The organism is Streptomyces niveiscabiei, assembly GCF_033794345.1.
Taxonomy (GTDB): Bacteria; Actinomycetota; Actinomycetes; order Streptomycetales; family Streptomycetaceae; genus Streptomyces; species Streptomyces niveiscabiei.
Window position 1 is genome coordinate 1 of record NZ_JARAYJ010000016.1, and the last position, 11,566, is coordinate 11,566.

The window sequence follows — 11,566 nt, forward strand, 5'->3', positions numbered from 1 at the left end:
CCCCGACGCCGCGCGCGCCCCGCACAGGCGGGCGCGGCGTCCGGATGCCCAGGTCCTTCCCGTGGGCCGGGTGGGCGAGGGGACCTACGCGCAGGCGGGAAAGGCGACCGGGTCCAGGGCGCGGACCGCGCGGACCGCGCCGACGGGTTCGCCGCCGCCGAGGAGCGGTTCGCCCGCGAACGCGGTGAGGCGGGCGGGGTCGACGCCCGCGCGCGCGAGGGCGGCGGCGGTGACCGGCACGCGCGCGCGGTCGGCGCCGTCGGAGATCTTGACGGCGACGGCGCGCCCGTCGGGCAGGGCGGCGACCTCGACGCCCTCGAAGCCGTCCTTGGCGAGCAGTCCGGGGACGGCCCGCATGAGGGCGGCGACGTCGCGGTCGGCGCCGGAGGCCAGCTCGGGGAAGTCCCGCATGGCGTCGGCGACCTTGGCCTCGGGGGTGCCCGGGACGGCGGTGGTGATGCGGGCGGCGGCGCGGGCGAGGCCGTGCAGGGAGACGGAGAACAGGGGTGCACCGCACCCGTCGACGGTGACCTGGGCGATGCGCTGCCCGGTGAGGTCCTCGACGATCTCGGCGATGGCCTGCTGGAGGGGGTGCCCGGGGTCGAGGTAGCCCTCCAGGGGCCAGCCGTTGAGCTTGCAGGTGTAGAGCATCGCCGCGTGTTTCCCGGAGCAGTTCTGCGCGAGCCGCGAGGGCCCCCGGCCGTCCCTGATCCACTGGTCGCGCTGGGCGGCGCCGTACGGCATGTCCTCGACGTTGCGCAGGTCGGACTCGCAGACGCCGGCCTCCTCCAGGATCCGCCGGGCCCCGGCGAGGTGGCGTTCCTCGCCGGAGTGGCTGGCGGCGGCCAGGGAGAGGAGTCCGCCGTCCAGGGGGAGCCCGGCGCGGACCATGGCGACGGCCTGGACGGGCTTGAGGGCGGAGCGCGGGTAGAAGGCGGCCTCGATGTCGCCGAGCTGGAGGGTGACCTCGCCGCCGGCGCCGAGGACGACGACGGAGCCGTAGTGGACGCCCTCGGTGACCCCGCCGCGCACCAGGTGGGCGACGGGGGCGTGGAGGGGTTCGCGGATGAGGGGGGCGTCGGTGGGGGTGCTGCTGAACATCACTGCCTGCGGGTTGTCGTGGGCCGGCGCAGGGGTCACGCGTCGGCCTTGGTCGAGGTGCGCGCGAGGCGTCCCCGGATGGCGTACCAGCCGGCGACGAGCGCTCCGACGATCAGCGGCAGGCACAGCACGGTGGTGCGTCCGGCGCCGCCGTCGGCGTACATGAGGACCAGGACGGAGGCGAGGAAGGCCAGCGTCACGAGTTCGGTCCAGGGGGAGCCCGGCAGCCGGTAGCTCGGGCGGGTCAGCTCGCCCTTCTGGGTCTTCTGCCAGAAGAGCAGGTGGCAGACCATGATCATGCCCCAGGTGGCGAGGATGCCGATGGCCGCGAAGTTGAGGACGATCTCGAAGGCGTCGGCGGGGACGACGAAGTTGAGGCCGACGCCGAGGACGCAGACGCCGCTGGTGAGCAGGATGCCGCCGTAGGGGACCTGGGTGCGGCTCATCTTCGCGGTGAAGGCGGGGGCGGAGCCGTTGACGGCCATGGAGCGCAGGATGCGTCCGGTGGAGTAGAGGCCGGAGTTGAGGGAGGACATGGCGGCGGTGAGGACGACGAGGTTCATGACGCCGCCTGCGGCCGGGATGCCGATGTTGGACAGGACGGTGACGAAGGGGGACTCGCCGGCCTTGTAGACGTTCCAGGGGAGCAGCATCGACAGGAGGACGACGGAGCCGACGTAGAAGAGGCCGACGCGCCACATGATCGAGTTGATCGCCTTCGGCATGATCTGCTCGGGGTTCTCGGTCTCGCCCGCCGCGACGCCGACGAGTTCGACGGAGGCGTAGGCGAAGACGACGCCCTGGATGATCAGCAGCATGGGCAGCAGGCCGTTGGGGAAGACGCCGCCGTTGTCGGTGATCAGGGACGGTCCGGGGGTGTGGCCGTCGACATCGTGCTGGGTGACCAGCAGGAAGATCCCGATCAACATGAAGACGACGAGCGCGCTCACCTTGATGATCGCGAACCAGAACTCCAGCTCGCCGAAGATCTTGACGGAGATGAGGTTGACGGTCAACACAACGGCCAGGGCGATCAATGCGAGCACCCATTGCGGGATGTCGGAGAACATCCCCCAGTAGTGCGTGTAGGTCGCGACGGCGGTGATGTCGGCGATGCCGGTGGTGGCCCAGTTGAGGAAGTACATCCAGCCGGCCGTGTAGGCGCCCTTCTCGCCGAGGAACTCGCGGGCGTACGACACGAAGGCGCCGGAGGAGGGCCGGTACAGGACGAGTTCGCCGAGGGCTCGTACGACGAGGAAGGCGAAGATCCCGCAGACGGCGTAGGCGATGAAGAGGGAGGGTCCGGCGTCGGCGAGGCGTCCCCCGGCGCCGAGGAAGAGGCCGGTGCCGATGGCGCCGCCGATGGCGATCATGTTGACGTGCCGGTGCTTGAGGGACTTGCTGTATCCCTCGTCTCCGGCGTCGACATGCGGGGACGAGGGGCGCGTCTCGTCTTTGAGGTGCTGTTCGCTCACGCCTCGGGTCCGCCTTCCAGGGGAGTTTCCGCGCGCGGGGTGCGCACGATGTCGGTGAGGGTCGTCTCGACGCGGTCGAGGTGGTGGCTCATGGCCGCCACGGCGTCGGACTCGGAACCGTCCATGAGGGCCTCGACGATGGCCCGGTGCTCGCGGTTGGACTGCTCGCGGCGTCCGCCCAGTTCGTTGAGGAAGGCCGACTGGCGCGCCAGTGCGTCGCGGATCTCCTCGATGACCCGGCGGAACACCGGGTTCTGGGCGGCTTCGGCGACGGCCAGGTGGAAGAGGGTGTCCATCGCGACCCACGCGGTGGTGTCCGTCTCCCGCTCCATGCGGTCCAGGAGGTGGGCGAGGTGGTCCAGGTTCTCCGGGGTGCGGCGCAGGGCGGCGTACCCGGCGACCGGGATCTCGATGTGGCGGCGCACTTCGAGGAGGTCGCTGGCCGCGTAGTCGCCGAAGGTGGGGTCCTCGACGGTGCTCGCGACCACGAAGGTGCCCTTGCCGGTCTTGGCGACCGTCAGGCCCATCGTCTGGAGGGCGCGCAGGGCCTCGCGGAGCACGGGCCTGGACACCTCCAGGGTGCGGCAGAGCTCGGCCTCGGAGGGGAGCTTGTCGCCGATGGCGTACTGGCCGCGTTCGATGGCGCGGCGGAGGTGGGTGAGGACCGCCTCCATCGCGCTCACGCGACGGGGCCCCGAACCACCTGTCTGGCTGTCTGACAGGTTCACGGGAGTGATGGTGCGGCTGCGCGCCAGGTGGTGTCAAGACAAGCGAAAAGAAAAATTCACCGGGCGTGCGGGCTGAAAGCCGATCGCACGCCCGGTGATCTGATCAGGCGCTCAGCGCACCCGTCGCGAGCAGGCCGAAGAGCAGGACGCCGACGACGATGCGGTAGACGACGAACGCGTTGAACGAGTGCTTGGCGACGAACTTCAGCAGCCAGGCGATCGAGACGTACGCGACCGCGAACGACACGCCCGTACCGACCGCCAGCGGGACCGCGCCCACGCCCGCGCCGAGGGCGTCCTTCAGCTCGTACAGGCCCGCCCCGGTCAGCGCCGGGATGCCGAGGAAGAACGACAGGCGGGTGGCCGCGACCCGGTCGAGGTCGAGGATCAGCGCGGTCGACATGGTGGCGCCGGAGCGGGAGAAGCCGGGGAAGAGCAGCGCGAGGATCTGCGAACTTCCCACCAGCATCGCGTCCTTGAACGACGTGTCGTCCTCGCCGCGCTTGTGGCGGCCCATCTGGTCGGCCGCCCACATCACGCCGCTGCCGAGGATCAGCGAGGCGGCGACGACCCACAGCGAGCCCAGCGCGCCGTCGATGAGCGGCTTCGCGGCGAGGCCGACGATCACGATCGGGATCGTCGCGTAGATCACCCACCAAGCGAACTTGTAGTCGTGGTGGTAGCGCTCCTCCTTGTGCGCGATCCCCCGGCCCCACGCGGAGACGATCCGCACGATGTCCTTGAAGAAGTACACGAACACTGCCGCGATCGCGCCGACCTGGATCACGGCCGAGAAGCCGACGACCGCCGGGTTGTCGACGGAGATGCCCATCAGGCCCTCGGTGATCTTCAGATGGCCGGTGGAGGAGACGGGGAGGAACTCCGTCACTCCCTCGACGACTCCGAGGACGACGGCTTGGCCGACAGAGATGGTGACGCTCATGGGATCCAGTTCTGCGGGAGGGGGACGACTGATGGGGGACAGTCCTACCAGTCCCGGGTAGGGCGCCGTTCCTCCCGTTTCCCCGCTACGACCAGAACGTCTGCCCGATCCACACGCCCCCGAAGGCGGCCCCGAGCCCCGCGAGGAGACTGCCCGCGACGTTGGCGAGCGCGTCCAGTCCCGCGCCCGTCTCGGCCAGCCTGAGCGTCTCGTAGGAGAAGGTGGAGTACGTCGTCAGCGCGCCGCACAGGCCGGTCCCCAGCAACAGCCGCAGATCGGGCCCGGCGGACGCGGCCCCCGTCAGCGCGCCGAGGACCAGGCACCCGACGACGTTGACGGTGAACGTCCCCCACGGGAACACCGAGTCGTGCCGGGACTGCACCGCGCGGTCGGTCAGGTAGCGCAGGGGCGCCCCGATCATGCCGCCGACGGCGACCAGCAGCCAGTTCACAACGACTTCTTACCCTTCTTGTCCGCTTTGTCGGTCTCACCGGATTCCGCCGGGCGGCCCGTGTACGTGACGACCTCGCACGGCTCCAGCGTCACCAGCCCCTCGGTGACCAGTTCGTCGAGCTGCGGCAGGAAGGCACGGACCCGTTCCTCGGTGTCGACGACCACCACCGCGACCGGCAGGTCCTCGCTGAGGGACAGCAGCCGTGTCGTGTGCACGCGCGAGGACGCGCCGAAGCCCTCGACGCCCCGGAACACGCTCGCCCCGGCGAGACCCGCCGCGTGCGCGCGGTGCACGATCTCCGCATACAGCGGTCGATGGTTGACGGTGTCGTTCTCGCCGATCAACACGGTCAACCTCAGAGCGCTGCCGGTCAACCTCGTCATGTCTGCCTCCTCGCGAAGAGCCGGCGTGTCGCGCCGGCCGCGAGCCATACGGCGGCCAGGGCCGCGCACAGGGTGCCCGCCAGGTAGGCGAAGCCGGTGGCCAGATGCCCTTCTCCCACCAGTTTCCGGACGTCGACGGTGTACGTCGAGAACGTCGTGAACCCGCCGAGGACCCCGGTCCCGAAGAACGGCCGCACCAGCCGGTGGACGGTGAGGATCTCGGTCACGAGGACCAGGAACGCGCCGATCACCGCGCAGCCGACGACGTTGATCCCGAAGGTCGCCCACGGGAAGCCGCCCGCGCGCGCGGGCCACAGCTGGCCCGCCCCGTACCGGATCAGGGACCCGGCGACGCCCCCGGCGGCCACCACCGCGACCACCGGAAGCTGCCCCTCGCGCGCGCTCTGTGCCTTCGGCGCTGTCATGTCGTACGTCTCCTGCCCAGCCGCCGTGATCGCGGCCGGGCATCAGCGTAACGCCGCTGGTGAGGTCCTATACGGCCGCGCAGACGGCGATGCCCGGCTCGTTCAGGCTGCCGAGGACCAGCAGGCCGTCCGTCGTGCGGCAGACGCCGGTGACCATGCGGAAGCCGGAGCGGCGGCGGGTGAGGTGGTGGACGGTGCGGCCGGTGTCGTCGACCGCGAGGACGCCGATCGTGCCGGAGGGGCGGTAGGGGGCGTGCAGGGCGAGGCGTGCGGCGCGGCGGCGGACCGCCGGGGACGCGCGGTGCAGGAGGTCCAGCGCGGGGACGCGGGGGCCCGCGAGGGCGACCCAGACGGGGCCGTCGGGGCCCTCGCGCCACAGGTTGTCCGGATAGCCGGGAAGGTCCTCCAGGAAGGGCTCGGCGACGCCCGTACGGGGTCCGGTGAGCCAGTACCGGGTCAGGCGCCGGGCGCCGGTCTCGGCGACGACCAGGAACGCGCCGCAGCCGCTCACCGCGAGCCCGTTGGCGAACTGGAGCCCCTCCAGGAGCACTTCGGGCGTGTCGGCGCCCGGCGAGAGCCGCAGCAGCCGCCCGGTGCCGGTGTGGCCGACGAGGTCGCCGACCCACTCCCCCAGGGCGAACTCCCGGCTGGAGACGGTGAAGTAGACCGTCCCGTCGGGTGCGGCGACGGCGTTGCTGCAAAACCTCAGCGGCTCGCCCTTGGCCGACTCGGTCAGCACGCGCACGCTGCCGTCGCCGGTGTCCACGCGCAGCAGGGCGCCCTCCGCGTCGCACACCAGCAGGCCGCCGTCCGGGAGGAGTTCGAGACCGAGGGGGCGCCCGCCGATCTCCCCCACGTGCTCGACGCGGGCCGCGCGCGGGTCGTCGAGGCCGGACACCCGGAAGATCCTCCCGTCCTCGACGCCGGTCAGGACTCTGCCGTGCCCGTCCGCCACGACGTCCTCGGGGCCGTGGCCCGGGAGAGTGACGTACCGGAGGGGGACGAGAGCCGCGCGACGGTGCATGAACGTGTGCCCTTCCTGTCGGAGACAGGTAATCCTTTCAGTCGGCACCCGCCTCCATGCGCGCGGGCGGGGGCCTTTGCCGGGGCTTTCCCCGGGCCCGCCTCCCCCGCCCCACCAGCCCTCACGCGCTACCTCTGCCAGCCCTTCTCGAACATGCGGGCGACCTCCGCGATGCGGATCTCGTCACGCCGGTAGTAGGTGCGCCGGCCGACCTTCTCGGCCCGCAGCAGGCCCACGCGCGCGAGCAGGACGAGGTGGGCCTCGGCGGCCTTGCGGCGCACACCGAGCTTGTGGGCGAGCGCGTCGGCGGTGACGCCGTGCCCGGGGGACGCGGCGCGCCGCCGCGCGGGGAAGTGCAGGGCGGGCTCCTTGAGCCATTCCAGAATCTCCAGGCGCCGCCCGGCCACGGGAGTCCTCAGCATCTGAACCTGTCCCTCCGTCCTCGCGTCGGGGCCTCCTCCTACCGCGTCTGTCCACTCTCCCGCAGTCGACGCCTCCCCGTCCCGGACTCCGCCGTGCCCGTCCGGGGTACACCGTCCGGCCTGCACGGACGCCGTACGCGCGCGGGGCGTGCGGCACGGTTCCGGATCGGGGCGGGGGCCGCCCGGCGACGGCGCCCGGACCTGCGGGCGCGCCCGTTCGGCCGGGGGGGCGCCGGGGCCCTACGGTGAGAGGGCCGACGCCCGTCCACGCCTCCAGGGAGCACCCGTGCGGATCCATCTGACCAACGTCTTCGTCGACGACCAGGAGAAGGCCCGGCGGTTCTACACCGACGTCCTCGGCTTCGTGACGAAGCACGACGTGCCCGTGGGCACCGACCGCTGGCTCACCGTCGTCGCGGCCGGCGACCCCGACGGTCCCGAGCTGCTCCTCGAACCCTCGGGACATCGCGCGGTGGGCCCGTACAAGGCGGCGCTGTTCGAGGACGGCATCCCGGCGGCCTCGTTCGCCGTGGACGACGTGCGCGCCGAGTTCGATCGGCTCTCCGGGCTCGGGGTGCGGTTCACGCAGGAGCCGGTGGACGCCGGGCCGGTCGTCGTCGCGGTCCTGGACGACACCTGCGGCAACCTGATCCAGCTGATGCAGACGAAGTAGGCCCGGCCGCGCGGGGTGTGCGCGGCCGGGCCCACGGACTCGTCACTGGTTCAGGCGGCGACCGCCGGTGCTCGGCGGGTTCCTACCGGTGCTTGAACCACGCCATCGAGCCGAGCGCCCTGTCGTCGTAGCCGAACAGGGCCTGGTTCTCCCAGCCGTTGCCCGAGGCGGCGTCCTTGGGGTCCCAGCCGTTGCCGGCGACGGCGGTCCAGGTGGCCTCCCAGTAGAAGACACCCAGTCCACGGCCGTTCGGGACCGCCTCGACGATGCTCGCGACGTCGTTCATCCACTTCGTCTGCCCCGCGACCGTGGCCGGGTAGCCGCTCACCAGCTCGCTGCTCAGGTCGATCTGGTTCTCCAGCGAGTCGTCCTGGGCGAGCGTGAACGGGTACGCCGTCTCCGCCACGAACACCGGCTTGCCGTACCGCGACGCCGCGTCGTCCAGGGTCGTCTGGAAGTCGGACAGCGGGCCGTGCCAGTAGCCGTAGTAGGACAGGCCGATCGCGTCGAACTTCACGCCGTTGGAGACGGCGTTGTCGAACCACCAGCGGGTGCCGGACAGGTCGCCGCCCTTGGCGAGGTGCAGGGCGACGGTGGTGGACGAGTTGACCGCTTTGACGGCGTCGTATCCACTGTTGAGCAGTCCGGCCAGCTGGGACCAGTTACTGGTTGATCCCTCGTTCCACAGCATGCCGCCGTTGATCTCGTTGCCCACCTGGACCATGTCGGCGGTGGTGCCTTGAGCCTTCAACGCGTTCAACACGTCGTACGTGTGGTTGTACACGTCCGTCTTGAGTTGACTGTATGTATGGCCCACCCATGCGGCCGGCTTGGACTGCGCGCCCGGGTCGGCCCACGTGTCCGAGTAGTGGAAGTCGACCAGCAGCTTCATGCCGGACGCCTTGATCCGCTTGGCCATCGCCAGGACGTGCGCCTTGTCGTTGTAGCCGTCGGCGGGGTTGACCCAGACCTTGAGGCGCGCGTAGTTCATGCCGGCGTTGCGCAGGATGCCGAGGGCGTCGCCGCTGGTGCCGGAGGCGTTCTTGTAGACGCCGCCCTTGGCCTCGCTCTTGGCGAGGGAGGAGATGTCGGCACCATGGATCGATGTACCGGTGGTCCCTGCACTGAACGACAGGTCGTCAACATTGATCCAGTTACCGGCGTTGGCGTCACTGTTGATGCTGATGGTGCACTGGTTGTTCGTCACGTTGACCGGCGTGACAATGCGGATCCAACCACTGGACGACACCGGTATGTCTGTACGCTGCTCGGCGCCCCCGCAATTCTTGAGCGCTATGTACGCCGCGTTCTGCCCACCGCCCGAGCGGACCCACGCGGTCAATGTGTAGTTCCCGTTGGTCAACCCCGACAGGTACTGGTACGTCTCCACCTTGTAGGCGGCGGACGCCCACTGGGTGAGCCGGTAACTGCCGCTGCGGCCACCGGACTCGGTGAAGGAGGCGGAGTTCTGGCCGCCGGCGGAGTAGGTGGACCACCCGGCGGGGGTCGCGGTGCCGGTGCCGTCGGACTCGAAGCCGCCGTTGGTGAGCGTGGAGGCGGCGGCAGCGGTCTGCGCGGGCAGGGCGGTGAGGGCGAGGCCCGCGGCCAGCGGCAGCATGAGGGCCTGGAGGGTGCGTCTGGGATGGAACATCGTCGTCCGTCGTCCCTTCGACGTGATGGGGGTGGGGTGTCCCGCACCTGACAACCACCAGGCCCCGTAAGAGGCCCGGCTCCCTTGGGGGAGTGTCAGGTACGAGGCCCCCCTCCGCCCGCGGCTCGCGGCTCCACGGGCGAAGGGGGAGTCGGTGACCGGCTCAGCCGTCGAGCCGTACGACGCGCACGGCGCCCGCCGGGACGGCGAGGTGGCCCAAGGCGCGCTCGCCGGTGAGGAGTTCGGTGCCGGCGGACTCCAGCGGCACCTTGACGTCACCGGCGGTGTGGTTGATCGCGAACAGGTAGTCGGCGTTCTCCCCGGACCGGCGCACGACCTCGACGTCCCGGGGCAGATCGCGCGGCGTGATCCCGGCGTCGTCGGCGGCACGCGCGAGGACCGTGTCGAGCCCCTCCGCGCCGAGGCGGGTGGAGATGTACCAGGCGGTGCCCTCGCCGAGCCGGTGCCGGGTGACGGCGGGCCGCCCGGCGGCGAGCCCGTCGGCGAAGGACCACACGGTCTCCGCGCCGCGCGGCACGACGAACTCGCTCCACACGTCACCGGTCAGGCCGGCGCCGTCGGGACCGGTGAGCCGTACCGTCTCCCCCGCCAGCAGGGGCGAGAACTCCTCGACGGTGAGGCCGAGGACGTCGCGCAGGGCGCCGGGGTAGGCGCCGTCGTGGACGGCGTCGTGCTCGTCGACGATGCCGGAGAAGAAGGAGACGAGGAGGGTGCCGCCGCCGGCGACGTACGCGCGGAGGTTGTTCCCGGCGGCCTCGGTCATCAGGTAGAGGGCGGGGACGACGACCAGCGGGTAGGTCGACAGGTCGGACTCGGGGTGGGCGAAGTCGACGGTGAGGTGCCGGTCGTAGAGGGCCTCGTAGAAGGCGTCGGCGCGCTCGCGCGGGTCGGCGTCCTCGCTGGGGCGCCAGGCGAGGTTCTGTGCCCACCAGGACTGCCAGTCCCACAGGACGGCGACGTCGGCCTCGGTGCGGGAGCCGCGGATGGGGTTCAACGAGTCCAGGGAGGCGCCGAGTTCGACGACCTCGCGCCAGACGCGTGTGTCGGTGCCGCCGTGCGGGACCATCGCGGAGTGGAACTTCTCGGCGCCGCGCCGGGACTGGCGCCACTGGAAGAACATGGCGCCCTCGGAGCCGCGTGCGACGTGCGCGAGGGAGTTGCGGGCCATCTGCCCGGGCGCCTTCGCGGGGTTGCGGGGCTGCCAGTTGATGCCGGAGGTGGAGTGCTCCAGGAGGATCCAGGGGGCGCCACCGCCGACGGAGCGGGTGAGGTCGGCGGCCATCGCGAGGTTGACGTGGGTGCGGCGGCCGTCGGTGATCAGGTAGTGGTCGTTGGTGACGATGTCGACCTCGCGGCCCCAGGCCCAGTAGTCGACGGAGTCGCACTGGCTGAGGGCGGTCATGAAGTTCGTCGTGACCGGCACGCCCGGCGCGAGGCGGTGCAGGATGTCCCGCTCGGCCACGAAGTTCTCGCGCATCGTGGCGTCCGCGAACCGCTTGTAGTCGAGGGCCTGCCCGGGGTTGCCGACGGTGGGCGCGGTGCGCGGCGGGCTGATGTCCTCGAAGCCGGCGTAGCGCTGGCCCCAGAAGGCCGTGCCCCAGGCGGCGTTGACGGCCTCGATGCCGCCGTACGTGGTCTCCAGCCAGCGGCGGAAGTGGGCGGCGCAGGAGTCGCAGTAGCACGCGGAGACGGGGACGCCGTACTCGTTGTGGACGTGCCACATCGCGAGGGCGGGGTGGTCGCCGTAGCGCTCGGCGAGCTTCGTGGTGATGTTCGCGGCGGCGGCGCGGTAGTCGGGGTTGCTGTGGCAGATGGCGCCGCGTGAGCCGAAGGCGTAGCGGGTGCCGTCGGCGGCGACCGGGAGGGCGTCGGGGTGTTCGCGGTAGAACCAGACGGGCGGGACGACGGTGGGGGTGCCGAGGTCGACGCGGATGCCGTTCTCGTGGAGCAGGGCGATGATCCGGTCGAGCCAGCCGAAGTCGTACTGCCCGCGCGCGGGTTCCAGCAGGGCCCAGGAGAAGATCCCGACGCTCACCATGGTGACGCCGGCCTCGCGCATCAGCCGGACGTCCTCCTGCCAGACGCTCTCGGGCCACTGCTCGGGGTTGTAGTCCCCGCCGAAGGCGAGCCTGGTGAGGCCCTGGGGGCTGGTGTCCGGCATCGATCTCTCCCGGTTGAACGATCATTTGGGAACGTGCACAGACAACGGCGCCGTTCGGAGCTCAACATAACCGCACAGCAACAACCATTGACAAGTGTCCGGGAT

General features: G+C 71.1%; 12 protein-coding genes. 1 reads left to right on the forward strand and 11 read right to left on the reverse strand.

All coding sequences use genetic code 11. The features are described from left to right. Positions 1-84: 84 nt before the first annotated feature. The 9 genes from PV682_RS22310 to PV682_RS22350 form a co-directional block, all read right to left on the reverse strand. A complete protein-coding gene (locus tag PV682_RS22310; RefSeq protein WP_319732808.1) occupies positions 85-1,101 on the reverse strand; it encodes an asparaginase in 1,017 nt (338 codons plus the stop codon). Positions 1,102-1,136: 35 nt separating this feature from the next. Further along, positions 1,137-2,576, reverse strand: coding sequence for an amino acid permease (locus PV682_RS22315; protein ID WP_319732504.1), 1,440 nt, complete (start codon positions 2,574-2,576; stop codon positions 1,137-1,139). Beyond that, positions 2,573-3,250, reverse strand: a complete 678-nt coding sequence (locus PV682_RS22320; RefSeq protein ID WP_319732810.1) for a FadR/GntR family transcriptional regulator — start codon at positions 3,248-3,250, stop codon at positions 2,573-2,575. Before PV682_RS22320 ends, PV682_RS22315 begins: the two co-directional genes overlap by 4 nt. Positions 3,251-3,407: 157 nt before the next feature. After that, positions 3,408-4,247 carry an undecaprenyl-diphosphate phosphatase gene (locus PV682_RS22325; protein ID WP_319732506.1) on the reverse strand — a complete coding sequence of 280 codons (840 nt, stop codon included), beginning with the start codon at positions 4,245-4,247 and terminating at the stop codon, positions 3,408-3,410. An 85-nt stretch (positions 4,248-4,332) separates the two neighbouring features. Beyond that, positions 4,333-4,698: a fluoride efflux transporter CrcB gene (crcB, locus tag PV682_RS22330; protein WP_319732508.1), complete on the reverse strand. Its 366-nt coding sequence runs from the start codon at positions 4,696-4,698 to the stop codon at positions 4,333-4,335. Beyond that, positions 4,695-5,084, reverse strand: a complete 390-nt coding sequence (locus PV682_RS22335) for a DUF190 domain-containing protein (protein WP_319732510.1) — start codon at positions 5,082-5,084, stop codon at positions 4,695-4,697. The genes crcB (PV682_RS22330) and PV682_RS22335 overlap by 4 nt, the downstream gene beginning before the upstream one ends. After that, positions 5,081-5,509 carry a fluoride efflux transporter CrcB gene (gene crcB, locus PV682_RS22340; RefSeq protein WP_319732511.1) on the reverse strand — a complete coding sequence of 143 codons (429 nt, stop codon included), beginning with the start codon at positions 5,507-5,509 and terminating at the stop codon, positions 5,081-5,083. Before crcB (PV682_RS22340) ends, PV682_RS22335 begins: the two co-directional genes overlap by 4 nt. Positions 5,510-5,576: 67 nt before the next feature. Beyond that, positions 5,577-6,533, reverse strand: a complete 957-nt coding sequence (locus PV682_RS22345) for an SMP-30/gluconolactonase/LRE family protein (protein ID WP_319732513.1) — start codon at positions 6,531-6,533, stop codon at positions 5,577-5,579. 128 nt (positions 6,534-6,661) lie between these two features. Beyond that, the gene (locus PV682_RS22350) at positions 6,662-6,955 is read right to left on the reverse strand and encodes an ArsR/SmtB family transcription factor (protein ID WP_319732515.1); all 294 of its coding nucleotides are present in this window, start codon (positions 6,953-6,955) and stop codon (positions 6,662-6,664) included. 286 nt (positions 6,956-7,241) lie between these two features. Here PV682_RS22350 and PV682_RS22355 point away from each other — a divergent pair, with 286 nt between their 5' ends. Then, positions 7,242-7,628: a VOC family protein gene (locus tag PV682_RS22355; RefSeq protein WP_319732517.1), complete on the forward strand. Its 387-nt coding sequence runs from the start codon at positions 7,242-7,244 to the stop codon at positions 7,626-7,628. A gap of 82 nt (positions 7,629-7,710) precedes the next feature. Here PV682_RS22355 and PV682_RS22360 read toward each other — a convergent pair whose 3' ends face one another. Further along, positions 7,711-9,279, reverse strand: a complete 1,569-nt coding sequence (locus PV682_RS22360; RefSeq protein WP_319732519.1) for a glycoside hydrolase family 53 protein — start codon at positions 9,277-9,279, stop codon at positions 7,711-7,713. Between the two features lie 163 nt (positions 9,280-9,442). Continuing rightward, a complete protein-coding gene (locus PV682_RS22365) occupies positions 9,443-11,461 on the reverse strand; it encodes a beta-galactosidase (protein WP_319732520.1) in 2,019 nt (672 codons plus the stop codon). Positions 11,462-11,566 lie beyond the last annotated feature (105 nt).